The sequence below is a fragment of the Desulfitobacterium sp. PCE1 genome (genome assembly GCF_000384015.1).
Taxonomy (GTDB): domain Bacteria; phylum Bacillota; class Desulfitobacteriia; order Desulfitobacteriales; family Desulfitobacteriaceae; genus Desulfitobacterium; species Desulfitobacterium dehalogenans.
Map to the genome: position 1 here is coordinate 634582 of NZ_KB913023.1, position 26639 is coordinate 661220.

Sequence of the window (26639 nt, forward strand, 5' to 3'; positions counted from 1 at the left end):
AAGATGAAAATTGGGACTGAACCTATGCAAAATAGGAATCAGTCCCATCAATCATTTAGTGTCTAGTGTTTGATAGTATAGTACCAGTTGACCTGTCCCCGTGGCCCCATGAATGGACTCTCCTTTTGAGTTTAAACAGCAGCTTCAGCCGCAGCATTTTGCCCGGCAATCCTGCCAAAGACAAAGCAAGTGGCCACACTGGTGCCGCTTCCGCCGTATTGCTGAGCGATAACATTGGCGGCATTCCGCCCGGCTGAGTAGAGTCCGGCTATAGGTGCACCGGTCTCAGTGGAGAGAACTTGGGCCTTGGTGTTGATCCGTAATCCGCCTACGGTGAACATGCTCGTGGGGACGATTTCCAGAGCATAGAAGGGAGCGGTGGCAATCGGCTTGATGAATTTGCTCTGTTTATTAAGTAAAGGATCCTTTCCCTCAGCTGCTTTAGAATTGTAGAATTGCACGGTATTTTCCAACACGCCTTCAGAAGTACCCAGGGCTTTGGCCAGCTCTTCGATACTATTGGCTTTAGTGACCTTGGCCTTTTCCAGGCTTTCTTTGGATTTCTCCGACAAGGTATCGTGCATTTTGGCATCGAAGATGAGATAGCTGGGAAGATGCTTCTGCGGTCTGTGATTTTGGAGCATATATTCTGCTACCCAAGAATGGTAATGATCTTCCGCGACGAAACGTGAGCCAAATTGATTGACAATGATGCCCTGAGAGAGGGGGCCGCCTGCACAGCCTTCCTGGGTGGTGTAGGCATAGGCCGTACTGGTGGAAAAGGCCATGTGCATGTTTTGTAAAGCTGCCCCCAAGGTCTGCCCCATTTTGATACCTACACCGTTATCCCCGGCGGTTCCCAGAGCATACACCCCATTGAATGCTGGGCAGTGGGTTCTCACCATATCTTCGTTCTTGGCAAAGCCGCCGGCGGTAAGAACGACTGCTTTGCGAGCTTTGATGGAGAGGGTCTTATCCCCTTGCTTAGCCTTGATACCAAGAACCCGTTTTTTATCATGATCATAGACCAATTGCTCTCCCGCTGTTTCGTACATAATCTTAACCTTGGGAAGAGCTTCCACAGCACGTAGTAAAGGCTGGAAGAAACCGGATCCGTCTCTTCCCCCCGGCCGGGTTTCGCTGTCTACCCAGCCTGTACGGTGTACGGCTTTGCTCACGGCAGCATAATCCATATGGTACTCGTCCCCCGTACAGGTTAAACCGGCTGTAGGATTAGGAGTTTCGGGCCAGAGGGGGTTGACACCGGGATTGAACTTTACGCCAATCTTTTCCGTAAGCCAGGTGTACATATCCGGGCTTTGTTCAGCAAAGATACGGCACTGGTCCTCATCGGCCCCCGTACCCAATGCCGCTATTAAATAGTTGTAGAAGTTCTCTGGGCTGTCTTCAAAGCCGGCTGCTTTCTGCAGAGCATTACCTCCACCGATGGTGACGAGGCCGCCGCAGATATTAGTACTTCCGCCGGCCGCTTTAGCCAATTCGAGAACGATGACTTCGGATCCTGCTGTACCTGCTTCCCAAGCTGCCGCTCCTCCCGCACCACCAAAGCCCACCACCACTACATCCGTCTCGTGGTCCCAAGCCATACCCTCTGCCGGTGCCGGTGGGTTACTCTTGGAAGTGTCGGTGGAACAACCGGCTAAGCCTATGGTTGCTATACCAGCAATACTAAAAGCCGCGCCCTTGATAAAATCTTTACGAGAGATCCCCTTCGAACTATTTGAAGTCGTCATGAAATTATCCACTCCTTATTTATCTTCTTGTAATTTCCTTCACTAACACAAGCGGAAAAAGACTAATCAACTGACCCTTCCTCTTAGCGATCCTCTAGTTGTAAAAGTATAGTGCTGATAGATCAGAGTATATACAATTGTTGAATAATCCCCCTTTCCATAAATAGAGTAATTTGTTATTATTATCACAGGTTTCTGATATTACCTTAACATTCTGACTCTAGTCATTCAATATGTTATCAGTTAAATGAGACATAAAGGGGGAAAATGTCCCGTGCTGAGAAAGAGCTTTGCCCAAGATTGTCTATATACTGCTGTAATGCGACTGATGAAAGAGAAAGATTTAGAGGACATCACTGTAAAAGAATTAGTGCTAAAAGCTGGAGTGTCCCGTTCAACCTTTTACCGGTATTATACACAGCCTATGGATGTCCTTCGGGATTACCTCCAACCTTTTAATGATGACAATGCCCACTTGGATGACGAAGATGATAAAAAGGTTTATTTGCGTAGATTTTATCAGTATTATACAAGCCATAGTGAGCTTATCTATGCTTTGATTCAGTCTAGTAAGACGGAGTTTCTCAGAGAAACCATATCCAGTCACATTCTCGAAGTCTTTACAGCCATGATGACGAATAAAGGAATATCTTCTTTCCTGCAAAAGGCTAGTGTGGGATTGTGTGTAGAAATATTGATCGTATGGATTATTAACGATAGGGAAGAAAAGATCGAAGAAATGACCGACACTGTACATAACATGGTTTCTGTGATTGAAAGGGTATCCTAGGATCGTCCCCGTGCCTCCCTGGAATAGGGCAATATAAGGAGGAAGATTATGAAAGAGTTCGCGAATGCTAGCAGGATCTATTTGGGGTCACAAGGATTGAATCAGGAGTGGCTGGAGAAGGCTCAATATGCCTTGAACTCAAGTAATTTAAAGAGTTGGACAGCAGGGATACGCTTTTCTCAAGTCCCGGACATGATCACCTCCTACCTTAAGTCCGCTCTCTTAAATTCTTATTTGAACAGCATAACCCAACGCCTGGGAGAAATGGATAGGGATTTGCTCCATAAGGCCCATGTTATTTATTGTACTGATGATCGCGGGAATATTCGCGACCTGAGCCTCAGCCCGGATGTCAGTGAACGGGTGGATAATCATGTATGCAGATTTGTCATGGATCTTCTTGATCAAGGGAATGTGTGGGAAGATGCGGTGAGATGGTATTGGAATCACTCTGTAATCTGGACACTGGAGGCCATGTCTCAAGAATTTGAGTTGAGAACGCTGTCCTGTATGTCGGAGCGAACCTGGTCAAAGGTCTATTCCAAAACCCTTTGCTATGCAAATGCCGAGCGGTTTAACAGTCTCTTTAATATTTATGCCAAAAATTTTGTGGATATCTACATGCAATCCCTGCAAAAAGAGTATCTCGAGCCTTCCCGGTATAGTTTGGTTTTTTATGAAGAATTTTTAGGGTTAAATGCACCGGTTATGGGGGTGCAGAGTATCCTCCGACCGAGAATGATACAAGAAAAAGCCTCGTATCTTACCACGTTTAGTATGGCCATGTACCATCAACTGCGCAAAGTGGTAGCAGCACAGGAATTTGCCATACAAGACAATAGGATCTGGTTTAGTGCAAATCTGGAAACTCCCAGCGGCAGCTCCAGCGGGAGGGCGATTCTCAAAAGGGAGAATGATTCACTCATTAAACCTTGTCAAGACTTGATAAAAGGAATGAATGACGAGACAGCTGATGTCATGGATTCAATCTGCCACCTCTGGCTCAAGAAATCCACATCCCTTCAAGAAAAAATCGTGATTCATGCAGATGATATTCTCGATCTCCGAGGGTTGCGCAGGCAGAAAAATGGTCATGGACAAAGAGGAGGATATAAAGCTGAGTGGCGGGAACGTATTGCCGCCCACATGGATTTATTAGATCAACTCTGGATTAATCCCACTGGGATCAGCTCCTTTACCTTAGAAGAAAAAGCCTTTATTATTTCTAAAAGCAAGGATTTACAGGACACAGGAAGCAAAGGGGATTTTAAATGGGAGGTGCGGCCAGGTAATCCTTTAGTTCGCGATTTGCGGAAAGGGAAGAGGCAAACCTCCATCCTTTCCAAAAGAGTTTTTGAACTGGACCCTTACCGCCAGGCTTACGAGAAACGGGCAGCCCGCTATTTCTCCTGGTTATGGAGAAGCCGGCAATCCCGGGGACATTATTTGGAACCGATTCGCATCCCTACCTTGCTTAATGCCATACGTCTGGAATATCAAAGGTCACGCTCAGCCAAAATAATCGAGCGATTTGAAAAGATGATGGATACTCTCAAAGATAAGGAGATTATCGCCGGTTGGCAATATGATCGGATCTATAAGAATGGGCTGGACTGGCTGGAGTTAAAATTGGTGGTGGAACCTCCTCAGACTATAATCGATCAATACGCTAAGATTAAATCAGCGACAAAACCCACTAAACCGCCTAAATTAGCAGGATCCTTAAATAACCTTGGTGAGCAATTAAGGAAGGAACGCCTAAGAAGAAGGCTGACCCAGATGCAGGCAGCGGAAGCCATTGGTATCGATCAAACCACGGTCTCGAAGCTGGAGTTGGGTCGAAGAAATCCTGACTTCCAAACAGCTCGAAAAATTCAGCAATGGTTCGCGACGGCATCTTTTTGAGCAAACTCTACCTTATGTTAATTTTTACTCTACCCTATCCTTATCAAGACTCTACCCTATCCATACTCAGAATACCTTCGATTCCTCACATATCAAAGGCTATGCTCCCTTAAACATAATAAGGAGAATGATATGAAGCCTGTCTGCGCATCTGCGGACAGGCTTCATATATAATGGTCATGGTCATAGAACAAAGGAGGAATGGGGCCACTTTTGATGTGAAAGTGCACTCAAGGAGGAGGTGAGAAGATTGGAAAAAGGTATGAAGTGGGCTAAACGGGTATTTTTGCTGCTTGCATTTGCTGTTGTCGTGATTGTGAGCACAACGACAGAAACCAATGCCTTTGTCTCCATGAGTGAGGATCAGGTTACCTGCACGCCCTGCCATGAAGACGGACGTAAAGGAGATGGTAAAGGCGGTGAGATCCATCCCGATGGCACAAGTGATAATGAGGGAATAGAGGGAGAAGGTAAAACAGAAGAAAATCCTATTCTTACTCAATATCAGAGTACACTGACGGGTAATCTGACCATCGCTCCGGCAGCAGCTTGGGATGATCTTTGGACTTGGGTTCAAGCTCAATCCCCGGTAAAAATTGAAAGAAAATATGATGAGGCATTTCAAAAATAATCGCAATAGTAATGAGGGAGTGACTCTTTGATGAGCGATAGTTTAAATGTAAGCCGTCGTAAATTTATGATCGGCGGGTTAGCTACTGCAGTGGCAGCGGGAGCAGGCCTTTTGACAGGGTGCAGTACTCAGTCCGCAGCACCCCAAGCACCGACTACTACGGAAAACTGGGATGCTGAAGCGGATGTTGTCGTAATAGGATTTGGTTGTGCCGGCGGTGGAGCTGCCGTTTCCGCAGCAGAGGCCGGAGCCTCGGTATTGGTTTTGGAATCTTTGCCTATTCCAGGAGGAACGACCCGGGTATCTGGCGGAGCTTTATGGGTGCCTGCCAATCCTATGCAGAAAAAAGAGGGAATCCCGGATTCCATCGAGGAAGGCCGCCAGTATATTATGAAAGGCAATGATGGTCAGGTTGATGAAGAACTCATCAATGCTTACCTCGAAAATGGCCCCCAAATTGTTGAGTTTCTTATGAACAAATTGCAAATCGAATTCAAGTTCGGCTATCCTGATTATCATCCGGAATGGCCGGGAGGAAAGAGACTGGGTCGCAGTATCAGTCCGTCCTACGATGGCAAAGGGTCCGGAGAAGCTTTAATGGCTGCCCTTTACGATTACTCTCTTGCTAAAGGGGTACAATTTGCCCTAAATACTCATGCCAAAAAGCTCATTAAGGATGATTCCGGCAAAATCATCGGCGTTACTGCTTACCAAGATGGCAAAGAAATTCGTGTCAAAGCCAACAAAGGGGTCGTTCTGGCTACAGGCGGTTTTGAATGGGATAAAGATCTGCTCAAAACCTACCAAAGAGGCCCGGTGGATGCATCCGTGGTCTTTAATCCCGGCAGTGGCGGGGGGGTCTATGGCTGCGGCGACGGCTTAAGAATGGCTATGGAGGCCGGTGCCGATCTGCGCAATATGAACGAATCCTGGGGGTTAATGGTTTATTTGCTCCCCGGCTGGGAAGACGAAGTGGCTAACTATCGTCAAAACGCCAAAGATTACAAAAAAAGCACCTGGAAAACGATTATTGGCGATTGGTTCCTCTGGAGAGGAAAGCCTGGCACGATCGTTGTTAATAAAGAGGGCAAGCGTTTTATGAACGAAGCCTGTGATTATGATACTTCCGCTTATCCTTTCTATGAGAGAGACACTTTTGGGGAGAATCGTTGGCGCAATTTACCGGCCTTTGTCATCGCCGACTCAGTTCAATGGAGCAAGTACGGTATCGCCGGTGCTAAAGGGGATAATGTTCCTGATTTTATCACCAAGGGAGATACTTTGGCGGAACTGGCACAGAAACTAGGCATCGATGCCAAAGGTTTAGAAGCTACTGTAGCTGAATTCAATAAATATGCTTCCCAGACTCCTCCCACAGATCCCCATTTCCACCGTGGAGAAAGTTATTTCGATCGGTTTGCCTCCGGTGACTATGCTATGGCCCAGGCAGATCCTGAGAACCCTGCCTGCACCTTGGCTCCTCTGGCCAAAGGTCCCTACTATGGCATTCAGATTCACTCGGGCAATTGCGGAACCTGTGGCGGAGCACGGATTAATGCTAAAGCACAAGTTATCGATGTCCATGGCAATGTTATCCCCGGTCTCTATGCCGCCGGCAATGCTGCAGGATTAGGCGGCCCCGGAATTACCTATCATGGCCCTGGCAACCCTGTAGCCGGCGGAGTTATCTTCGGATACCTGGCCGGACTGGATGCAGCGACAAAAGCCTAAGCAGAGCCAGTGATGTAAGAGAAAGATGCAATAAAAAGAGAGTTGCGACACTACCTGAAAAGGATAGGGCAACTCTCCTTTGTATTTTTTATAGATCCTATTGTATAATTTTAATAGCAAGAGTTGTATGAGGTAAAGCTTAATGGAAACACCAAAAAACGGCATCAGTCGGCGGAAGTTTATCGCCTTGGGAGCTGTAGCAGCAGGAGGGTTAGCCTTGGCCTCTCATATGGGATATATAAATGATACTACGGAAAAAATAGCAAAGCCAACCCTGACTCCTACGCCGGCAAAGTGGAAGAACGAGGAGCTAACGGTGGCCTGGCTTGGTCATGCGGGTTTTTTAATCAACTTTTATGGTACAAAAATCCTCATCGATCCGACTTTTTACGAAAGAATCGGATTAACTCCTCTAGGCAATTATACTATCGGTATGAAGCGCTATGTGGCCAGCCCTTTAACGGCTGAACAGGTAGGCAAGGTGGATCTGGTCATTTGTTCCCATGCCCACACGGATCATTTTGACTACCCCAGCCTTAGGACTATGCAATCACCGGATACCGCAGTCGTCACAGCCAAGGGAACCCGCTCCCTTTGGGAGGGGTTGAACTATAGAACTATTGATGAGATGCATTGGGGTGACGAAAAAAAATATCCGGGGGGACTTAAGGTCAAAGCCATTGAAGGGGAGCATTGGGGAGCACGCCTTCCTTGGAACAAGGAGATGGAGGCTAACTCCATCCTTCTTTCCAAAAATGGTGTCAATATCTTTATAGGTGCTGACACGGGTTATACGGAAAAGTTCCAGCAACAATTGCGGGAAGTAGAGATTGAGCTGGCGATTATGGGTATTGCCGCTTATTCTCCCAAATCCTTTGAAGCCCGTCATGCCACTCCGGAGCAAGCCATTCAGATGGCCGAGGAAATGGGAGCGAAAAAGATTCTCCCCATGCATTGGGGAACCTTTAAACTCTCCCAAGAGCCCATGGAGGAACCTATTCAGCGTTTTAACCAGGCCATGGCAGGGAAAATGGATAAGATCGCCCTTCAAGAGATTGGGGCCACTTGGGTGAAAAGTTAGTTGTCTAATAAGTCAGGGGGACGTTTCATATGCGGTGAACGTCCCCCTGTTTTTTAAAGGCTGGAAAGAGTTTGCTTTCTTTGGGCTCCCATCTTAGTAGAAGGCGGGATTGGAGTAGGTAGCCTGCACGGCTTTTTTCACGGCATTAGCCAATATATCATCTTTGGTGACTTCTTTAGCACGTTTTTTGGCTTCTTTTCGATCCCCTTTATCCACCAGGTAGGGGAGGATACCGCCGGCATAGAGCAAGCCGATGAGTTTGGCCGTTTGGCGGTCTGGGTCTTCCCTCCGCAAAAGCACGCGATGGATCCGATCCAAGATATCCTTTCTTGCCCGTTCATCCCGGACAGGATAACGAGTGGAGGAAAAGAAGATAAAGGTTTGCTGTTCTTCCTCACGCAATAGAGCCTTATCCGCCATCTCCTCCAGAATGCCTTTCCTTAAGCCCTTGAGGGTACTGCGAAGCCTGGATATCCAATAGTCAGGGGGGCGATGACGTTTGCTGGAATCCATCTGGTGAAGGGCAAGTTCCAGTCGCCGGTTATTAAGGGGCCTGGCATCGGAGACTTCCACAGTCTTTTTATCCACCCGGATCCGCTTGAGATGCTCTAACTCCATAAGGATGGCACCTGTAAGACAGTAATCTATGCAGGTGCTGGCAGTGAAAGAGAAGTTACCCTTTTCTTCATTCAGAGCAATAAGAAGAACTTCTTCCATGAGGGTTAACATCTATTAATCTCCTCCTTCATCAGGTGTTTTCCCATCCTTATTAAGGCGTCCCGACTTGCGGGTAGCTTCTCGAAGCAGAAACTCAATATGAGAGTTGACGCTTCTAAACTCATCGGCTGCCCATTTTTCCAGGGCAGTGTATAGCTTGGGATCTAACCTTAAAGCGAATTGTTTCTTGGGCATACACATCAACACCTGTCAGGATTATTCTAAATTAGTAGAGGGTACCTGTATTGATGACAGGCTGAGCGGAGCGGTCAGAGACGATGGTCACCAGCAGATTGTTAATCATCGCGGCTTTACGCTCTTCATCAAGCTGAACCACATTTTCTTTTTCCAGGCGTTCCACGGCCATCCGGACCATACCCATGGCGCCCTCAACAATGATCTGACGGGCATCCAGAATAGCATTGGCTTGTTGACGCTGGAGCATTGCACCGGCAATCTCAGTAGCATAAGCTAAATGGGTCAAGCGGGCTTCCATAACTTCTACACCAGCCACTTTGAGGCGTTCCTGAAGTTCCAGACTGAGCTCTCCGGCTACTTCTTCAGAATGACCCCGCAGGGAATAGCCTTCTTTTTGGAAGTTGTCATAAGGGTAACGGCTGGTGACATGACGGAGAGCGGTCTCGCTTTGAATCTCGACGAATTGCTCATACTTATCCACGTCGAAAATGGCTTTGGCTGTATCGATGACCCGAAAAACAATGACCGCGGCAATCTCAATAGGATTTCCTTCCACATCATTGACCTTTAAAGTCTTGCTGTTGAAGTTACGAACTCGCAAGGAAGCGGATTTGCGCATAGAAAAAGGGATGGTGAGCCAAAGTCCGGGTTCGCGTATCGTTCCAATGTAGCTGCCGAAAAAGGTAATGACATAGGATTTATTGGGCTGTATCACAACGATGCCGCTGGACAGAACCAACCCAATACAGATAAGAACGATCCCCAGGATAAATCGTGTTTGAATGAGAAGGGCTGTGCCACCGATGAGCAAAGCTAAAACGATAACCATAGCGAGATAACCATTGAGTACCCAGGCCTTTTTTTCTTTCATAACGGATAGCCTCCTTTTAAGGAAAAAATGATTTAAGATTACTTCGATACCACTATGATATCACTGTTATAGTGAAATGTAAACAGATTTGGAGTAAAAATATAAAAACACATTAAAATCATCCCAATAAGTAGTACAGATTGTCTGATGATATAGTACAGTTTATCCAATATAGGGTACAGATATTCGAAAAGGCAGCTAAAGATCGACCGCTCTCCCGGCTAGGAGATAAATCTCTGTGAAAGAGGTTCATTAGCGAATTTAAGACAGAATGCCAAAAAATAAGTCTGAGCACGGAATACTCCCTTCGACAGGCTTCACTTCTCCATTATGAGATAATATTCGGGATGCATGCTGAAGGAGTGGAGTCCATGAAGAAGAGAAAAAAACTTGCTGCCATTGTTTTCTTTTTCTATTGTATCTCAGTGAATAGCCCCGTTTTAGCCTCGACAGACACGATGCCGGGGAATTTTTCCGAATTGGCGACAAATCGTCAGATAAGCCAATACAGGCTCTACGGGGAGACCAGATATGAGACCGCTAAGATCATCTCTGAGTATTATCGTCGTAAAATAAACCTTGAAAACAACCGCCATCCTTCGGAAGATTCTCAGGAGAAAGTGAAAAATGTAGTGATTGCCACCGGGAATGGTTATGCCGATGCTCTATCGGCAAGTGTGATGGCTCATGAAATGAAGGCCCCTATAATTTTAGTGGATACTAAAATTGAAACCTCTGAGGATGCCTTCGGCTATGTCGGTCAAAACTTAGACCCTCAAGGAACTCTATATATCATAGGCGGAGAGAGTATCATCGGCAGGGAATTTGAGAGGAAATTCATCGACCTTGGATTTTCTAACATGGTTCGAATCTCAGGCGGGGATAGATACGACACCTCCTATAAAATCGCCGGCACACTCAAGGAAAGTGATGATTCGACCGTGGTCATATCCTCTGGGGAACAGTATGCTGATGCCTTAAGTATCTCCAGTTTCGCTGCCAACCAAAGCTGGCCCATTTTGCTATCTCCTCCGGCTGAGCTGCCTCAAAAGATCAAGGAATTTCTTCAGGAAAAGAGACCGGGAAAGGTGTATATTACAGGGGGAACAGGGGCTGTTTCCGATCGTGTTCTCTCTGAGATCCGTCAATTGCTGCCCCAGGTCAGTGTGGAGAGGCTAATAGGGCAATCCCGTTTTGATACCAACATGGTGATAGCGAAGACCTTTGCCCCCAATCCGTCAACTTTATATCTCACCACTGGTCATAATTTTGCGGATGCTTTAGCAGGCAGTGTGGTTGCCGCTCAGATGGGGGATCCTATCGTTTTTATCGATCCCTCGGCTCCTACCTTGCCGAAAGCTACGGCCCATTACCTGGAAGCCCTTTCCCGCAACGAAATGAAGCCGGACCTTATTTCTTTTGGGGGCAAGGGTGCAGTGCCCGATGCGATCCTGAAAAGCGCTGCAGATCTGCTCTCAGGGTCGGTGAGAGCCATAGATATCCATTTGATACCTGAGATCGAAGCCACAGTGGTACAAGGGAAGGAGTATTCCTTACCGGCGACGGTTCGAGCATATCTTTATAATGGCGATGGGGTGAATCTGCCTGTCCGGTGGAATGAGACCGTCATCGACACCCGGACTATGGGATTAAAGGTTCTGGAAGGAAGAGTGGAGGGATATGAAAAGCTCGTCAAACTGAGTCTTACGGTGAGTGAACCTCTGCCCCTGGCCGAATTTTCTACCCGCTTTAATGTCAATGAAGTGAACCGTACTGAAAATATTCGCTTGGCTACAGAGGCTATCAACGGTACACGCATAGCACCGGGAGAAATCTTCTCCTTCAACGAGACAGTAGGCGAGAGGACCATTGCAGCCGGGTATAAGGAAGCTGTGGTTATCGAAGGGAATAGTTTCATACCGGGCATTGGCGGAGGAATATGTCAGGTTTCATCCACACTTTTTAATGCCACCAATCTGGCTCATTTAGAAATCGTGGAAAGGCATCATCATTCCCTGCCGGTTGGTTATGTACCTCCGGGACAAGATGCCACCGTATTCTATTCAGTCCTGGATTTTAAATTCAAGAACACTACCAAAGAAGATATTATCCTTCGGACATTGGTAGAGGGGGGGACCTTGACCATAAAGATCTATTAAGATAAAGAAAGCTGGCATTGCTTCATTGAGCAATGCCAGCTTTTGTGATCATTAGCCTTCATTGATGATGAGGGCTATCATGACCAGATCTTCATCGGTGTTATTTTCCAAGCCGTGGCTTTCCCCTACTTTGATAACGCATACATCTCCAGGACCCACTTCGCTGCGTGTCCCGTCGTTATCGGTGAAGATTCCTTTTCCGGAAAGGATATAATAGGGCTCAGTGTTGCCGACATGCTGGTGATAACCAATGCTGCTATGGGGTTTTACCGTGACTTTGGCATAGACATTAGCGTGCCCCATTAATTCTTCCTTAGTCAGGATGTGGGAGAATACCACACTTCCTTCACCACCCCGAGCATTATGGACTGTTTCGTCAATAGTTTTTCTAATCATCACAGGTCCTCCTTATCAGGTCTGCTTACTATAGCATAACTCTTTGCAACGAATGCAATGTAACGCTGCACTGAATCTAGTATACAAACACTCAGGCACAGGTGTAAAGCCCATTTCTCTGCAACATTCTTAGGTGAAGGGCTTTCTCTGAAAGTTAAATGCGGGGCATTGAGATGTTTAATAATTCCAAAATCTTAAAAGATAAGTAGAGATAATGAAGGGTGTAACTATGGCTTAAATCCATATTTGTTAGCTTTTCGACTTTTTCCATACGATTGAAAAAAGAATTCCGATGAATATTAAGTGAGGCCGCAGAAGAAGTAGTGTTTTTGAAGTTGTAGATATAGGTATAAAGGCTGTAGGCGTACTCGCTGTTATTTTGTTTATCGTAATCCATGAGTTTTATGATGCCGGGATGGATGAGCTTATAGAGACTATAGAGATCCTCATCATCCTTTGTAAAGTTAATGATCAGGTGGAAGATAACATAATCCTCGTATTGGAAAATAGAGCGGTCGGTGTGGATAAGTTTGCCTATTTTAAGAGCCTCTATGGACTCCAGATAAAAGTACCGCAGCTCTTTAAGATTGTAAAAAGGACGGCTGATGCCCGCTTCCAAGTTATAGGCTGAGATGAACTGCCTTAACCCCTTGAGCTCTGTTTCGAAAAAATGCTTCTCACTCTCAAAGCTGGCGATGAGAACAATTTTGCGGTTATGAATGACTCCCTTAGCATGATTCAAATGCAGCTCCAATTCATCCTTTAGATAGGGAAGGGTAGAGATGGTCTTATCCCAATTACTAATGTCAATAGTTATAACGCAGAAAATGCTTTTTAACGTCAAGCCAACTCGCTTCAGCTGTTCATCCATACGCTTCGGGTTCTTAGGTATCCCTTCCAGCAAATCGTAGAGGAAGGCCTCGTGGGATAGCTCTTGGGAATAGGTGGTGTACTTGTTTTTTTGTAACTCTATAGATACTGCTTGACATAGAAGAGAGACCACATCCAAGTCCCTCACGTTAAAGTCTCTCTGGTGAGCACAGACAATGATGTGAGCGATGTGTTTTCCGTCAATCTTAATTTTTCCTATGATGCGAGGATATTTGGAATAGGCATCTGACCAGAAAAATGGGTGCTCGCTTTCAGCGATTTTTTCTATCAGTTTATTATCAACATAGTAGGAAAAGGTCTGTAGAGAATGGCTTTCCGTATGGACGGTCTCATTCCATACAGGGTCATCTTCTACGGGGGACTCCCCCGTTATGGCCAGGACATTCGAGCGCAGATCCATAATGGAAAAGGGGTTCTGGAGTAGTTCATAACCGATGGCGACAAGAGACTGAAGAGATGATTCGGAATACAATGTCTCCAATAACTTCAGTGATAATGACGTTTGTCCATGAACAGAACAGGTTTCCATAGCCATGCCTCCCTATTTTTGAAACTTTTAGACTATGCAATATGCACAGTCTAATCTGTAAAAAAACAGATAACTTCCCACAGGTCAAAGACAGTAGAAAGGAGAATTAATGAAGGGCTATTTGTGCGCAAGGGGCAGCTCTCGAAAACCAGAGTTACCCTTAGTTTAACATATCAGAAAGTATAAGTCTGCGGGTGCACAAGGGCAACCAGCGACTTCTCCTCATTGGAGGTATAGGTCAAAGGCACGGCGAAGCCGGGTTTTCTTTGCCTTAAAGAATATAGTTTCCAAGCACTAATGCGGGAGGTCAATTATGAGTAAAGGTAAGTTAAAATTTGGGGTGCTCGCTGTGAGTGCTATGGGGATGGGTGCTATGGTCACCAATCCGGTATTAGCCGATATCATGAAAGCTTTTCCTGATATTGATCCCACTACAGTTATGTTGATTTCCGGTCTGCCCTCGTTGTTCATTGTGTTTTTTGCACCGATTTATGGAAAATTAACTCAATACTTTCCCAAAAAGGCCCTTTTCGCTTTTGCATCTCTCTGTTTTGTCCTGGGAGGGTTTTTGCCGGCCTTCATGACCCATTTCTCCTTGATTTTGGCCATGCGGTGTCTACTGGGGATTGGTCTTGGTTTTCTCATGCCTATGGCAGCAGATTTGATCTCCGACTTTTTTGACGGACACGAAAGAGAGACTATGATGGGATTCCAGTCGGCTTTTACCAGCATCGGCGGTATTATGTACCAGATGGCTGGAGGGTTCCTTGGCTCCTTTGGTTGGAATTATGCCTTTTACGCCTACCTGCTTGGGGTTCTCATCTTCCTGGCCGTCCATCTGGCCCTTCCGGAACCTCAGCGAAAAGTAGCTCCCAAGGGTGAAAGATTAAAAATGCCCAGTAGAGTTTATCCCTGTTTCGTAGCCTTATTCGCTTTTCAAATGATTTTATTTATTCTCACCAACAATGCAGCGGTGATGCTTGATGGGGAAAAGATTGCAGATGCATCTTCTATTGGTGTAGCCTTAACTCTTATGACCGTCGGTGGTCTCATCGGAGGTTTCCTGGCTGGAAAAGTCATGAGAGTGTTAAAGGATTATACCTTCACCCTGCTTTTCCTTCTTTTCGGAATTGGCTTTGGTATAGGTTATACCTCCTATACCCTTGCACAGTTCTTTGTAGCGACGACGATCATCGGTCTGTCCATGGGAGTCCTTGTACCCTCTTATTGGGTTAAGCTTTCTATCACAGTTCCCCCTCCTTTGGTGGCTTTAGCCATCTCCATCGGTGTCAGCGCTATGAATATTGGCGGCTTTATCCAGCCCTATGTTTATGACGGAGTCAGCAAGCTCTTCGGACTTCAGATCGGCAGAGATTCTTTTTTGGTGGGGATGGTCGCCAGCTTGCTCATGGCTGCCTTTGTTTTGGTTGAAGCGATGGTTACGAGGAAAGCAAGTCCAAGCAATGTGTCCGCCCGCTAAACCGCTGGAAGAGATGCTTTTTATAAGATTAAAAAATTCTATAGAGAAATAGAAAAGGCACGATAATGGTTGGTCCCATTGTCGTGCCTTTTTGATGTTAAGAGTATTCGTCGGGAGAGTTAAAGCTTCGTCCCACATTTAGAGCAATAGCTGGCTCCTTCCCGTACCTTTTCACCACAGGTGGGGCAGAAATTTATAGGTTCCTTCTCGAACTCTCCGGAAGAGGTGCTTCCGTAGGAAGATGTATAAGGAGCCTGGTAAGGAGATTCGTGTGCGGAATAGGGATCTTTCGGTGGAATATAGGGGGGAGCGGATGATGAACTTGTTGCCCTGCTGTTCTTTTCAGAAGGGTCATCCTTTGGACTTGGAGACTCATGAAGTTTCGGTTCCTCATGGTTATAAGGTTCTGAAGTAGGTTGAGCATCCCTTTCCACATTGTAAGTTTCCTGTCCCGAAGTGGGCAGCTCCTCTTCTTCAAGAGTCAATACCCAAACGATGGGCAGAATCGTAACGAAGGGAGTAATAATAAAAGTGAGAATAAGCCCGATGTCAGGAGAGTTGCGATTAATTAAATTAATGAATAGCTGGATACCCAATAAGGTAAGAAATGCTCCCCATAAAGGTCCCATATGGCGGCGGTAGAAACGCCAGCTTTCTTTAAAGGCTTGCCCAAAAGTAAATTCTCTATGGTTCAGCATATGGAACGGAGCCGAGGAGACCCACGGAGCCACAAAGAGACCTGCAGCCATAAGTGCGAGCATATAAATCAAAGCAAACAAAGCCATGGAATATGGGGATCTAAAGCCCATAGCAACCAGAATTCCAACACCTATCGCAATGATACTGATAAAGGTTATTATTCCATACCAGCCTAAGAGTCGTGGAAACCCTTTTAGTTTAATATCCCGAAACTGGGCTTTTTCAGTGTAGGCTTTTTTGGTAAGCTGGAAGACTCCTGTAATAAAAACACTGCCTAAAACCATGCTCACTATCATAAGTATGGCTATTCCGCCTAATAATCTCGGCAGCATGTGCATAAAGGGTGCCAATTCTTCCAAGCCAAAAGCATAGCCCAGGGACGGACCGTATCCATATCCCGGAGGAACCGGGATATTGGGATTCATATAGGGTGCCGGAGAAAAGGAGGGCCCTAAGCCATTCATATTGAAAAAGGGTAAAAAAGCTGCACCAAGAGAAATAACGGCGATAATACCCTCCACCAAAGCAAAAAGAAGGAAAAAGCCAAAGAGAGGGAGAGCCATTCTCTTAAAGGTCTCAATGGTTTTCTTCATACGGTCGGTCCAAGTCACGATATATCCCACCTTTCAGTTCTATAATAATATTACACGGGGGCTCACCTTTTGAATAGTCATTTCGCAAACTTTAAATTACCTTATGTGATTCGGAGTTACCTTATACTTGGATAAAAATTGAATAGGTTTTAAAACTTTCAGCATTGAAGATAAAAGAAAAAAGATAGTTGAATTATTATGCATTCATTAGTATAATGATTCATATTAAATAAGGAACAAATACCTTGGATTGTTAATAAAGCTATACAATCTATCAAGAATTCACTTGAAAAGAGGGAGAGATAGGAATGCTGGATTTGGATAAAGCACAATTTACAGGTCGTGATTTTATCTGTCTTCAAGATTTTACACCTGATGAGATTCTTCATATGCTCAAGGTCGCCAAAGAGTTGAAAGGGGAACGGAAAGGGGGAACTCCCCATCCCATCCTCCAAGGTAAGACCTTGGCCATGATTTTCACAAAGTCTTCCACACGGACCCGGGTTGCTTTTGAAGCCGGTATCCTCCAGCTGGGAGGGCATGCTTTATTTTTGAGTAACCGGGATATTCAAATCGGACGTGGGGAACCTATAAAAGATACTGCTCGTGTCTTATCCCGGATGGTGGATGGAATCATGATAAGAACCCACAGCCATCAAGATGTGACGGAGTTGGCTAAGTATGCTGATATTCCCGTCATCAACGGCTTAAGCGATTTTCTTCATCCTACCCAAGTCCTGGCGGATCTACTAACTATCCAGGAATACAAACACCGTCTGGAAGGATTAAAGCTGACCTATATCGGTGATGGGAACAATATGGCCCACTCTCTAATGTTTGCCGGTAAAATGGGAATGCATGTGGTCATTGCCACTCCCGTTGGCTATAAGCCTGATGCTCAAGTTTTTGCTCAAGCACAGGCACAGGCTAAAAAACACGGCGGCCTGGTGGAATGGGTGGAGGATCCCCTCGCGGCAGCCAAGGGGGCCGATGTCCTCTACACCGATGTCTGGGCCAGCATGGGGCAGGAAGAAGAGGCCGCAATCCGTATGAAGGCCTTCCAAGGCTACCGAATCGACAGGGGGACTATGGAGATGGCTCAATCCGATGCCATTGTCATGCATTGTCTTCCGGCTCACCGGGGAGAAGAAATTACGGAAGAGGTTCTTGAAGGACCTCAATCCGTAATCTTTGATGAGGCTGAAAATCGACTCCACGCTCATAAAGCAATCATGGCTTTATTGATGTAAGAGGAGGAATTTCGTGTTTTATCAAGAAATTAATAGAGTTAAAGTTTAAAGTGACTTCAGTCAGTCCTTTGTGAAGGATCTATTTTGGTTCATGCACTATACTATAGTTATACATGTTAAGAAAGGAAGTTATCCCTATGAAGAAGGTTGTTCTCGCGTATTCCGGAGGATTAGATACCTCTATCATTATCCCTTGGCTGAAAGAGAATTATGGCTATGAAGTCATTGCTATGGCTGCTGACTTGGGACAAGGAGAAGAGCTGGAGCCCCTCCACGAAAAAGCTATTAAGAGCGGAGCCAGTAAACTATATATCGAAGATCTGCAAGAAGAATTCGTTACGGATTTCATCTACCCCACCTTAAAAGCCGGAGCTGTCTATGAAGGTAAATATCTTCTGGGAACTTCCTTTGCCCGTCCCCTGATTGCCCAACGTTTAGTGGAGATTGCGGAAAAAGAGGGAGCTGTGGCCATTGCTCACGGTGCCACAGGAAAAGGAAATGACCAAGTTCGTTTTGAGCTGGCCGTCAAAGCCTTGAACCCTGATCTGGAGATTATTGCTCCCTGGCGGATCTGGGATATCAAATCCCGGGAAGATGCTATCGACTATGCGGTTGAGAGGGGAATTCCTGTCCCTGTAACGAAGGATCGTCCTTATAGTATGGACCGTAATGTCTGGCATCTTAGCCATGAAGGGGGCGATTTAGAAGACCCTTGGAATGAGCCCCAAAAGGATCTCTATCTCCTTGGGGTTTCGCCGGAGGATGCCCCCGATGAAGCCGAGTATCTGGAGTTGGATTTTGAACAAGGTATTCCTGTCTCTTTAAATGGAGAAAAGCTAGGCCCTGTTCAGCTTTTGGAAGCCCTCAACGTGGCTGGCGGTAAGCATGGCATTGGCATAGTAGATATGGTGGAAAACCGTTTGGTGGGAATGAAATCCCGGGGGGTTTATGAAACTCCCGGTGGAACCATTCTCTACACAGCCCATCAAGCCCTTGAACATCTGACCTTGGATCGTTTAACCCTTCATTATAAGGAACAAATCGCCCTGAAATATGCTGAGTTGGTTTACGATGGCGTTTGGCATTCTCCTTTACGGGAAGCCTTAGATGCTTTCGTGGATGTTACCCAGAAAAACGTCACAGGAACGGTACGTTTGAAGCTCTACAAAGGCAATTGCAGCTTAGCCGGTGTGAAATCCCCCTACTCTCTCTATAGCGAAGAATTTGCCACTTTCGGGCGGGATGGGGTCTATAACCAAAAGGATGCAGAAGGCTTCATTAATCTCTTCGGCCTTCCCCTTAAAGTAAGAGCATTAATGGAAAAGAAATCAGGGTTGAGATAAAGGAAACTTACTTCATATGGAGCACATACTCCATATGGAGTTTAGTTGACTTATCCACTGTATGTATAATTGGATAAGAGAGATAAAGCGCCCTCAGGGCGCTTTTCTTAGCATGAAAGGATGAAGCATAGATGAAACTTTGGGGTGGTCGCTTTGAAAAATCAACGGATGCCTTAGTGGAGGATTTTCATTCCTCAATTTCCTTTGATCAACGGTTGTACAAGCAGGATATTCAAGGAAGTGTTGCCCATGCGCGGATGCTGGGTGAGATCGGGGTCCTGACCTCTGAAGAGGCACAGCAAATCATTGAAGGCCTTAAAGGCATTCTAACAGACATCCAAGAGGGAAAAATCCAATTCGAAATCGGGGCCGAAGACATACATATGAATGTAGAGAAGCTCCTCACGGAGCGGATAGGGACCGTAGGGAAGAAGGTTCATACGGGACGTAGCCGCAATGATCAGGTAGCCCTGGATCTGCGTCTGTTTCTTCGGGAAGAAATCGACCATACTCAGGAGCTGCTGGTCACCCTTCTGCGCACTGTTTTAAATCTCGCCAAGGAACATCAGGAGACCTATATGCCGGGCTATACTCACCTGCAAAAAGCCCAGCCCATCTCCTTTGCCCACCATATGATGGCCTACGCCCAAATGTTTCTCCGGGATTTAGGCCGACTAAAAGATACTCGCAAACGGCTCAATGTATCCCCCTTAGGCTCCGGGGCTTTAGCAGGGACCACTTTCCCCTTAAAGCGGGAGATGGTGGCTCAGGAGCTGGGCTTTGACGGCATCACCTGGAATTCTCTCGATGGAGTGAGTGATCGGGATTTTGCTTTGGAATTCCTCAGTGCAGCCTCCATCTTGATGATGCATCTGAGTCGTCTCTGCGAGGAATTGGTTCTTTGGTCCACAGGAGAATTTCAATTTGTGATTATGGATGATGGCTACTCCACCGGATCCAGCATTATGCCTCAGAAGAAGAACCCCGACGTGGCTGAATTAGTCCGGGGAAAAACAGGCCGTGTCTATGGTGATCTTATCGCTTTGCTTACCGTAATGAAAGGACTCCCTTTAGCTTATAATAAGGATATGCAGGAAGATAAGGAGCAGGTCTTTGATGCAGTGGATACCATCCAGAAATCCCTCCTCGTGGTAGAACCCATGCTCCGCACCATGAAGGTCAATAAAAAGGCTATGGCTGAAGGTGCCAAGGGGGGCTTTACCAATGCTACGGATTTAGCGGATTATCTGGCCAAGAAAAATGTACCTTTTAGAGAAGCCCATGAAATCGTCGGTAAGCTGGTTCTTTACTGCTCCAAACAAAGCTGTGGTTTGGAAGATCTCACCTTAGAGGAGTTTCAAGAGCATTCACATGTATTTGCAGAGGATCTTTTTGAAAGCATCGGCATAGAGTACTGCGTCCGTCAACGCCATATTCCTGGCGGACCTTCTCCCGAAAGTGTGGTTCAAGCTATTCTCCGGACGGAGGATATTTTGGAACAATTTATTAGTGGATAATGTGGATAAGTGGGAAAACCTGTGGATAACTTGGGGTGATACCTATACGGGGTATAAATAAAAAGCAAGATATCCTGAAAATCAACAGGTACAAGCCCGTATGCATAGAAATACCTTAGAAGGCCTGTGCATAGTGTGGATAACTTTGTGGATAACTGCAGAATAAGTCCCAGGTTCACGGGGATAATTTGGGATAGATTCCTCTTTTGTGGGGATAAAATGAGGACAAATGTGTGTAAACACATCTTACCAGGAAAGAGAAAGTTAAGGGAAGGCCACATAGAAAGAGGGAAGAAAAGGGATTCGGTACTAAAGAGGGGGCTATTTAAGTGCAGGACATTGCATTATTAACTGATTTATATCAACTCACCATGATGCAAGGCTATTACCAAAATGGCTATGAGGATAAGGAAGCGGTCTTTGATCTCTATTTTCGCAAAATCCCCAGTGGCGGCGGCTACGCCATAGCTGCGGGTTTAGAGCAAGTTGTGGAGTATATTGAAAGTTTGCGGTTTTCTCCTGGGGATATAGCTTATCTCAAGGGATTGGGCATGTTCGATGAGGGGTTTCTCAAGGTATTGAAGGATTTCCGATTCAATGGCGATATAGATGCCGTGCCTGAGGGGACCGTGGTTTTTCCCTATGAACCTCTGGTACGGGTAAAAGCCCGGATTTTTGAAGCCCAGCTCATCGAGACGGCACTTCTAAATATAGTGAATTTCGAGACCCTCATTGCTACGAAAGCCTCCCGAGTGGTAGCCGCTGCCGGTGGAGACAGTGTCATGGAATTTGGTTTAAGACGAGCTCAAGGACCTGATGCCGGGATATTAGGTTCACGGGCAGCTTTTATCGGTGGGTGTCAATTTACCTCCAATGTGCTGGCTGGAAAACGCTATGGTATACCCCTATCCGGGACTCAAGCTCATAGTTGGATTCAGTGCTTTCCCAGCGAACTGGAAGCCTTCCGGGCTTATGCCAGAACCTTCCCGGATCAATGCTTGCTTTTAGTGGATACCTATAATGTACTTAAATCCGGAGTCCCCAACGCCATCAAGGTGGGGCTGGAGCTGGAGGCGGAGGGACATCGTTTCTTAGGCATCCGCATTGACAGCGGTGACTTAACCTATCTCTCCCGGGAGGCTCGTAAAATGTTGGATGAAGCAGGTCTTAAAAATGCCCACATCGTGGCCTCTAATGATCTGGATGAGCATACCATCTCAGCTATTCGCGCCCAAGGAGCGGCTATTGATTCCTGGGGGGTAGGGACTCACTTAATTACCTCCAAGGACACCCCAGCTTTAGGCGGAGTCTATAAACTCTCCGCCGAAGGTCAGAATGGAGACTTTGAGCCCCGTCTCAAAGTCTCAGAGAATATCTCCAAGATAACCAACCCCGGCGTTAAGAAGATTGTGCGTTTTTATGATCGGGGGGGAAAGGCGATGGCGGATCTGATTGCCTTAGAGGAGGAGCATTTCGAGGAGCCTTTGACTATCTTCGACCCTATTGAGACCTGGAAGCGCAAGACTCTCACTGATTTTAAGACCCGGGAGCTCCTGGTGCCGGTTTTCCGAGGGGGTAAGCGAGTCTATGAGTTGCCCTATCTCAAAGATATTCAGACCTACGCCCAACATGAATGTGAGACCTTGTGGGATGAAGTGAAACGTTTGGTTAACCCTCATCGCTACATCGTGGACTTATCACCAAAGCTCTTCGAACTTAGGCAGTCTCTACTTCTTGAAATCAGCACTAAGGTAGAGGAAGGTCAGTCAAGAGGATTATCTGAGTAACTTACATAAGGAGGATAAAACTATGTGGAGTGCTGAGGAATTAGAAACACGAATTAACCGGGCTGTGGAGTGGCTTCGGGAGTGTGTCCATGAGGCTCATGCCCAGGGGTTAGTGATCGGTGTCTCAGGCGGGGTTGATTCAGCAGTGGTAGCGGGGTTATGTAAGCGGGCTTTCCCCTATAACTCCATCGGAGTCATACTACCGGCTGGGTCCAATCCTGCGGACAGAGAAGATGCATGGCTTACGACAGAGGCCCTATCACTCAAGACTGTTGAAATTGATCTGACCCAAGCCCACCAAGGCATCCTGACTTCGGTCAAAGAAGTTCTTACTGCTCAAGGGTATACCTTCGAAGAACGATTAAGTCAAGGAAACCTTAAGGCACGCCTGCGTATGTCCGCCTTATACGCTGTAGCCAACTCCCTTAATTATCTTGTGGTAGGGACGGACAATGCTCCCGAAGCTTATACAGGTTATTTCACCAAATACGGTGATGGGGGAGTGGATATTCTCCCGATTGCGTCCCTGACTAAGACCGAAGTGCGAGCCTGGGCTGCTCAACTGGGCCTTCCGGAAAAGATAGTGAATCGGGTTCCCACAGCCGGATTATGGGAAGGGCAAACCGATGAGCAGGAAATGGGCATTACCTATGACCTGATTGACCGCTATCTTCTTGGGGAAGAGATACCCGAAGAAATACAAGAGAAGGTTGAGAAAATGCACCGGCAGAGTAACCATAAAAGACAGCTCCCTCCAACCCTGAATTTGCCTAAACTTCCAAAGCTATAAGACGATTTTTCAGCCTCAGACGGGTAAAAAATGGTATACTATAATATAAATGTCATACTTAAGCATGCAAAAGTTAAAGCAAAGAAGAGTAATGAGAAAGAGGTAGAAACAGATGGAATTAATCTATACGGGAAAGACAAAAGATGTCTATGCCTTAGAAGACGGTAACTGCTTGCTGAAATTCAAAGATGATGTCACTGGGGAAAATGGGGTCTTTGATCCGGGGGCTAACACCGTGGGATTGCAAATCGAAGGAGCAGGAAAAGCAGGTCTTCTGCTGACCAAGTATTTTTTTGAGAAATTAAACGCTCTAGGCATCCCAACCCATTATATCGATGCAGACCTCGAAGCAGGCACCATGAAAGTAAAAAAAGCCACCCCTTTCGGACAAGGCTTAGAAGTCATTTGCCGCTATCGGGCGGTAGGAAGCTTTCTGCGCCGCTACGGGAAATATGCTCAAGATGGACAACTTTTGGATGCTTTTGTGGAAGTAACCCTGAAAGATGACGACAGAAATGATCCACCGATTACTGAAGATGCCTTAGACATGCTGGGAATTCTGTCTAAAGATGAATATAAAGTGTTGAAAGAATTAACTCAGAAGATTGCGGGGATCGTAAAGGAAGAGTTGGCACAAAAAGGCCTGGAACTCTATGATATTAAATTTGAGTTTGGCAGAATCGGTGATGACAAGCAGATCGCTTTGATCGATGAGATCTCCGGAGGAAATATGCGGGCCTATCAAGACGGGCGCCGGGTGGAACCTTTGGAATTAGAAAAATTGATGCGCTGAAGATAACTTAAAGGAGAGAACAGTCCTTTGCGAATAGGTGTAGACATTGACGGAGTGGTTTCCGACAGCTATAAGGCTTGGGTCAAAAAACTGAACCGTCATTTTGGAACCAATATCTTAGAACTGAAGAATTACGATATGCATTTGGATTTTGGTGTGTCCTGGGAGGATATGGGGAAGTACTTCGAAGATAATGTGGCCACCCTGTTCGATATCCCTGATCCGATGGTCGGTGCTAAGGAAGGCATTGAAAAGCTTCTCCGCCAGGGCCATGAGGTGGTCTATGTTACTGCCCGATCTCTGGATGAGGAAGTCTATACTCTTCGTTGGATGAAAAAGCACAAGATACCCCATGAAAAGATCCTCTTTACGGGCTTCCAAAGTAAAGTGGATTATGTATTGCAGTGGCAACTGGAAATATTCTTGGAGGATTTTCTAGGGAATGCCCAGGCAATTTCTGAAGTAGGAGTACCCGTGCTCCTCTTGGATGCCAGCTATAACCAAGGGGACTTGCCTTCAGGAATTATCCGTTGCCAGGACTGGCAGGAGATATTGAAGGAGATCGGAAGAAGATCATCTTATTCGTAATCTATCACTATGTAAAAAAGGAATGGCCCCACAGGGGCCATTTCTTTTTTACGTATCAGGCTTCCATACAGTATGATGCACCTTTATTTCTCAGCCAATGTTATCTTCTTCGGTCTGTGGCTTATGTCTTTTGTCGATGACATGCTGCATAGCCATCAATGGATGATGAAGGATCATTCGGGGGCCTGAGTAGCGCATGATGGTTCGAATCTTTTCCCGCATATCCTTTTTATAACAATGGATGGGACAATCACCGCATACCGGCTTATCTTCTCCAAACCTGCAATGCTCTGCCCGCCTCTGAGAATAGGTCAAAAGTTCCTGGCACTCTGTACATAGGTTACCCTTAGGTTTATGGTTATCTTTACAATAGAGCATGATCATGACTTCGACGGTCTTTTTTTCCCGTTCCGCACGAGTAGTTTGAGCCATGTTACCCCTCCTCCACCAGTGAAGGCCTTTATCTATTTAATTAATAGTATAACATAGTAAGCCCCGGCTACGAATTTTTATTCTAAACTTCCTTTGATCTATTTCCTCAATAAACTCCTAAAGCCCTGAATCACAGAAGCATCCGGTGATTCAGGGCTGAAGTACCTAAAACGGTGGTGAATTAAATAGAGCATTATTATGGTTATTCTATCGAACTATTTGTCAGCAGACTAAACTTTGTCCCACTTTATAAATATCTCCTGCCCCTAGGGTCAAAACCAGATCCTCGGGGGCAAGGGTTTGGGCAAGATAAGTTTGAATCTCTTCAAGGGAGTGAATATAACGAGCATTAACTCCTTGCTGGCTTATTAAGTCCGCCAGAGAGGAAGCGGAAATGGTATTGAGATTCGTCTCCCGGGCGGAAGCGAAGATTTCAGCAATGACCACTTCATCGGCGGCTTGGAAGGATTGGGAGAACTCTTGGAGGAGTTTTTCTGTGCGACTAAAGGTATGGGGTTGGAAGATAGCCCGAATACGGCGGTCAGGGAAGGAGAGTCTTGCCCCTTCAAGGGTCGAACGGATTTCCGTAGGATGGTGAGCATAATCATCTACGATAAGTGCTCCGGCATTCTGTCCGATATGTTCAAAACGGCGTTTGGTGCCATTGAAATGGCCTAAAGACTCAAGGACTTTTTCTGTAGGAACCCCAATTTCTAAGCATAGGGCGATACTCGCTAAGGCATTGAGAATATTATGCTTACCACTGACATGAAGATGAAATTCTCCCAGTACAGTTCCATGAGCCACGATGGTCATAGAACTTCCTTCGTCATGGAACTGAATATTGGTGGCATGGATATCGGCTTCCTCACTCAACCCAAAGGTTATGATAGGTGATTGAGCTTGAATGGCTTTTCTCTGAGGGTCTTCATGCCAGATAAAAATCTTGCCGTGAGGTGGTATCTTCTGTGCGATTTCCGAAAAGGCACATATCACATCATCTAAATCCTTGAAATAATCTGGATGATCAAACTCGATATTCGTAATAATTAAGTATTCCGGAGAGTAATTCAGAAAATGACGACGGTATTCACAGGATTCGGCCAGGAAGTAATCCCCTTGACCGGAATAGGCATTCCCGCCAATGCTGGGGACATCGCTACCCACCACAATGGTGGGGTCAATTCCCGACTGAAGAAGTGCCAGCCCAATCATGGCTGTGGTGGTGGTTTTACCATGAGTTCCGGCGACGGCAATACCTCGCTTTTTGGACATAAGCCTGCCCAAAAATTGAGGGTAGGAATAGACCGGAATATTTAATTCCCGTGCCCGGGCGATTTCTTCATGGTTATCACCATAGGCCGCTGAGGCCACAACGATATCCGCCTTTTCAACATTGGCGGCGGAAAAGCTAAGTACAGGAATATGAGCACGCTCCAGGACCGCATCGGTAAAGAAGCGTTCCGGAACATCTGAACCCGTAATAAGGGCCCCTTCGATATGAGCGGTGACTTGAGCTAAAGCACTCATTCCTGTTCCTTTAATTCCAACAAAATGGATATGTAACGGCAAGATGCATCTTCCCTTCCAGTTTCGAACTCTACATTCCATTATACCCAATAGTGAGGTAAAATGTATCATTTTATACTCGGAAATTTTTAGGTAGTTATGGGTGATTAAGTAGATTAAGGGTTGAGTGATTCTTCAAATGATC

The 26639-nt window shown here is 46.0% G+C and carries 23 protein-coding genes; 14 read left to right on the plus strand and 9 right to left on the minus strand.

What is annotated here, in order from left to right; genetic code table 11:
- Window positions 1–131: 131 nt before the first annotated feature.
- Window positions 132–1754, minus strand: coding sequence for an FAD-dependent oxidoreductase (locus tag DESPCE1_RS0103150; protein ID WP_019849445.1), 1623 nt, complete (start codon window positions 1752–1754; stop codon window positions 132–134).
- A gap of 274 nt (window positions 1755–2028) precedes the next feature.
- Here DESPCE1_RS0103150 and DESPCE1_RS0103155 point away from each other — a divergent pair, with 274 nt between their 5' ends.
- From DESPCE1_RS0103155 to DESPCE1_RS0103175, 5 genes are all read left to right on the plus strand, one after another.
- On the plus strand, window positions 2029–2544 hold the full coding sequence (locus tag DESPCE1_RS0103155; RefSeq protein WP_014792591.1) for a TetR/AcrR family transcriptional regulator: 516 nt from the start codon (window positions 2029–2031) through the stop codon (window positions 2542–2544).
- 48 nt (window positions 2545–2592) lie between these two features.
- Complete coding sequence (locus DESPCE1_RS0103160; protein ID WP_019849446.1) at window positions 2593–4449, plus strand: helix-turn-helix transcriptional regulator; 1857 nt, start codon at window positions 2593–2595, stop codon at window positions 4447–4449.
- Between the two features lie 250 nt (window positions 4450–4699).
- On the plus strand, window positions 4700–5080 hold the full coding sequence (locus DESPCE1_RS0103165; RefSeq protein ID WP_019849447.1) for a hypothetical protein: 381 nt from the start codon (window positions 4700–4702) through the stop codon (window positions 5078–5080).
- A 30-nt stretch (window positions 5081–5110) separates the two neighbouring features.
- Window positions 5111–6811 carry an FAD-dependent oxidoreductase gene (locus DESPCE1_RS0103170; protein WP_019849448.1) on the plus strand — a complete coding sequence of 567 codons (1701 nt, stop codon included), beginning with the start codon at window positions 5111–5113 and terminating at the stop codon, window positions 6809–6811.
- Window positions 6812–6953: 142 nt separating this feature from the next.
- Window positions 6954–7892, plus strand: coding sequence for an MBL fold metallo-hydrolase (locus DESPCE1_RS0103175; RefSeq protein ID WP_014792595.1), 939 nt, complete (start codon window positions 6954–6956; stop codon window positions 7890–7892).
- 93 nt (window positions 7893–7985) lie between these two features.
- On the opposite strand, the gene DESPCE1_RS0103180 is transcribed toward DESPCE1_RS0103175, so the two are convergent.
- Genes DESPCE1_RS0103180 through DESPCE1_RS0103190 form a run of 3 tightly spaced genes read right to left on the minus strand, consistent with a single transcriptional unit; the run spans window position 7986 to window position 9678 of the window.
- Window positions 7986–8621, minus strand: a complete 636-nt coding sequence (locus tag DESPCE1_RS0103180) for a GPP34 family phosphoprotein (RefSeq protein WP_019849449.1) — start codon at window positions 8619–8621, stop codon at window positions 7986–7988.
- 3 nt (window positions 8622–8624) lie between these two features.
- Complete coding sequence (locus DESPCE1_RS0103185; RefSeq protein WP_014792597.1) at window positions 8625–8810, minus strand: hypothetical protein; 186 nt, start codon at window positions 8808–8810, stop codon at window positions 8625–8627.
- Window positions 8811–8835: 25 nt separating this feature from the next.
- Window positions 8836–9678 (minus strand): SPFH domain-containing protein, encoded by an 843-nt coding sequence (locus DESPCE1_RS0103190; protein WP_019849451.1) that lies wholly within the window; start codon window positions 9676–9678, stop codon window positions 8836–8838.
- A gap of 371 nt (window positions 9679–10049) precedes the next feature.
- Here DESPCE1_RS0103190 and DESPCE1_RS0103195 point away from each other — a divergent pair, with 371 nt between their 5' ends.
- Window positions 10050–11837, plus strand: coding sequence for a cell wall-binding repeat-containing protein (locus tag DESPCE1_RS0103195; protein WP_019849452.1), 1788 nt, complete (start codon window positions 10050–10052; stop codon window positions 11835–11837).
- 51 nt (window positions 11838–11888) lie between these two features.
- Here the strand turns inward: DESPCE1_RS0103195 and DESPCE1_RS0103200 are convergent, their stop codons facing one another.
- Window positions 11889–12233, minus strand: a complete 345-nt coding sequence (locus tag DESPCE1_RS0103200; RefSeq protein ID WP_014792600.1) for a cupin domain-containing protein — start codon at window positions 12231–12233, stop codon at window positions 11889–11891.
- A gap of 154 nt (window positions 12234–12387) precedes the next feature.
- On the minus strand, window positions 12388–13659 hold the full coding sequence (locus tag DESPCE1_RS0103205) for a helix-turn-helix domain-containing protein (protein WP_172637578.1): 1272 nt from the start codon (window positions 13657–13659) through the stop codon (window positions 12388–12390).
- Window positions 13660–13966: 307 nt separating this feature from the next.
- On the opposite strand from DESPCE1_RS0103205, the gene DESPCE1_RS0103210 reads away from it, so the two are divergent.
- The gene (locus DESPCE1_RS0103210; protein WP_019849454.1) at window positions 13967–15133 is read left to right on the plus strand and encodes an MFS transporter; all 1167 of its coding nucleotides are present in this window, start codon (window positions 13967–13969) and stop codon (window positions 15131–15133) included.
- Between the two features lie 119 nt (window positions 15134–15252).
- Here DESPCE1_RS0103210 and DESPCE1_RS0103215 read toward each other — a convergent pair whose 3' ends face one another.
- Entirely contained in the window at window positions 15253–16443 is a 1191-nt protein-coding gene (locus DESPCE1_RS0103215; RefSeq protein ID WP_019849455.1) for a zinc ribbon domain-containing protein, read from the minus strand.
- 290 nt (window positions 16444–16733) lie between these two features.
- On the opposite strand from DESPCE1_RS0103215, the gene argF reads away from it, so the two are divergent.
- The 7 genes from argF to DESPCE1_RS0103250 all read left to right on the plus strand — a co-directional run bounded on the left by argF (window position 16734) and on the right by DESPCE1_RS0103250 (window position 24493).
- Complete coding sequence (gene argF / locus DESPCE1_RS0103220) at window positions 16734–17675, plus strand: ornithine carbamoyltransferase (RefSeq protein ID WP_019849456.1); 942 nt, start codon at window positions 16734–16736, stop codon at window positions 17673–17675.
- Between the two features lie 113 nt (window positions 17676–17788).
- Window positions 17789–19018 (plus strand): argininosuccinate synthase, encoded by a 1230-nt coding sequence (locus DESPCE1_RS0103225; protein WP_172637579.1) that lies wholly within the window; start codon window positions 17789–17791, stop codon window positions 19016–19018.
- A 131-nt stretch (window positions 19019–19149) separates the two neighbouring features.
- Window positions 19150–20535 (plus strand): argininosuccinate lyase, encoded by a 1386-nt coding sequence (gene argH, locus DESPCE1_RS0103230; RefSeq protein WP_019849457.1) that lies wholly within the window; start codon window positions 19150–19152, stop codon window positions 20533–20535.
- 329 nt (window positions 20536–20864) lie between these two features.
- The gene (locus tag DESPCE1_RS0103235) at window positions 20865–22322 is read left to right on the plus strand and encodes a nicotinate phosphoribosyltransferase (protein ID WP_014792607.1); all 1458 of its coding nucleotides are present in this window, start codon (window positions 20865–20867) and stop codon (window positions 22320–22322) included.
- Between the two features lie 22 nt (window positions 22323–22344).
- Window positions 22345–23112: an NAD(+) synthase gene (nadE, locus tag DESPCE1_RS0103240; RefSeq protein ID WP_019849458.1), complete on the plus strand. Its 768-nt coding sequence runs from the start codon at window positions 22345–22347 to the stop codon at window positions 23110–23112.
- Window positions 23113–23224: 112 nt separating this feature from the next.
- Window positions 23225–23905 (plus strand): phosphoribosylaminoimidazolesuccinocarboxamide synthase, encoded by a 681-nt coding sequence (locus DESPCE1_RS0103245; RefSeq protein ID WP_019849459.1) that lies wholly within the window; start codon window positions 23225–23227, stop codon window positions 23903–23905.
- A gap of 27 nt (window positions 23906–23932) precedes the next feature.
- Entirely contained in the window at window positions 23933–24493 is a 561-nt protein-coding gene (locus tag DESPCE1_RS0103250) for a hypothetical protein (RefSeq protein ID WP_014792610.1), read from the plus strand.
- Between the two features lie 90 nt (window positions 24494–24583).
- Here the strand turns inward: DESPCE1_RS0103250 and DESPCE1_RS0103255 are convergent, their stop codons facing one another.
- Both DESPCE1_RS0103255 and murC read right to left on the minus strand, forming a co-directional pair.
- Window positions 24584–24925 carry a nitrous oxide-stimulated promoter family protein gene (locus tag DESPCE1_RS0103255; protein WP_014792611.1) on the minus strand — a complete coding sequence of 114 codons (342 nt, stop codon included), beginning with the start codon at window positions 24923–24925 and terminating at the stop codon, window positions 24584–24586.
- Window positions 24926–25147: 222 nt separating this feature from the next.
- Window positions 25148–26497, minus strand: coding sequence for a UDP-N-acetylmuramate--L-alanine ligase (gene murC / locus DESPCE1_RS0103260; protein ID WP_019849460.1), 1350 nt, complete (start codon window positions 26495–26497; stop codon window positions 25148–25150).
- Window positions 26498–26639 lie beyond the last annotated feature (142 nt).

Bases quoted from the DNA above. Each gene is read 5' to 3' on its own strand.
- DESPCE1_RS0103185 (WP_014792597.1), bottom strand. From the start codon at position 8,810: ATGTGTATGCCCAAGAAACAATTCGCTTTAAGGTTAGATCCCAAGCTA.
- DESPCE1_RS0103190 (WP_019849451.1), bottom strand. From the start codon at position 9,678: ATGAAAGAAAAAAAGGCCTGGGTACTCAATGGTTATCTCGCTATGGTT.
- DESPCE1_RS0103160 (WP_019849446.1), top strand. From the start codon at position 2,593: ATGAAAGAGTTCGCGAATGCTAGCAGGATCTATTTGGGGTCACAAGGA.
- DESPCE1_RS0103170 (WP_019849448.1), top strand. From the start codon at position 5,111: ATGAGCGATAGTTTAAATGTAAGCCGTCGTAAATTTATGATCGGCGGG.
- DESPCE1_RS0103255 (WP_014792611.1), bottom strand. From the start codon at position 24,925: ATGGCTCAAACTACTCGTGCGGAACGGGAAAAAAAGACCGTCGAAGTC.
- DESPCE1_RS0103210 (WP_019849454.1), top strand. From the start codon at position 13,967: ATGAGTAAAGGTAAGTTAAAATTTGGGGTGCTCGCTGTGAGTGCTATG.
- DESPCE1_RS0103205 (WP_172637578.1), bottom strand. From the start codon at position 13,659: ATGGCTATGGAAACCTGTTCTGTTCATGGACAAACGTCATTATCACTG.
- DESPCE1_RS0103245 (WP_019849459.1), top strand. From the start codon at position 23,225: ATGGAATTAATCTATACGGGAAAGACAAAAGATGTCTATGCCTTAGAA.
- argH (WP_019849457.1), top strand. From the start codon at position 19,150: ATGAAACTTTGGGGTGGTCGCTTTGAAAAATCAACGGATGCCTTAGTG.
- argF (WP_019849456.1), top strand. From the start codon at position 16,734: ATGCTGGATTTGGATAAAGCACAATTTACAGGTCGTGATTTTATCTGT.
- nadE (WP_019849458.1), top strand. From the start codon at position 22,345: ATGTGGAGTGCTGAGGAATTAGAAACACGAATTAACCGGGCTGTGGAG.
- DESPCE1_RS0103195 (WP_019849452.1), top strand. From the start codon at position 10,050: ATGAAGAAGAGAAAAAAACTTGCTGCCATTGTTTTCTTTTTCTATTGT.
- DESPCE1_RS0103175 (WP_014792595.1), top strand. From the start codon at position 6,954: ATGGAAACACCAAAAAACGGCATCAGTCGGCGGAAGTTTATCGCCTTG.
- DESPCE1_RS0103180 (WP_019849449.1), bottom strand. From the start codon at position 8,621: ATGTTAACCCTCATGGAAGAAGTTCTTCTTATTGCTCTGAATGAAGAA.
- DESPCE1_RS0103150 (WP_019849445.1), bottom strand. From the start codon at position 1,754: ATGACGACTTCAAATAGTTCGAAGGGGATCTCTCGTAAAGATTTTATC.
- DESPCE1_RS0103225 (WP_172637579.1), top strand. From the start codon at position 17,789: ATGTTAAGAAAGGAAGTTATCCCTATGAAGAAGGTTGTTCTCGCGTAT.
- DESPCE1_RS0103200 (WP_014792600.1), bottom strand. From the start codon at position 12,233: ATGATTAGAAAAACTATTGACGAAACAGTCCATAATGCTCGGGGTGGT.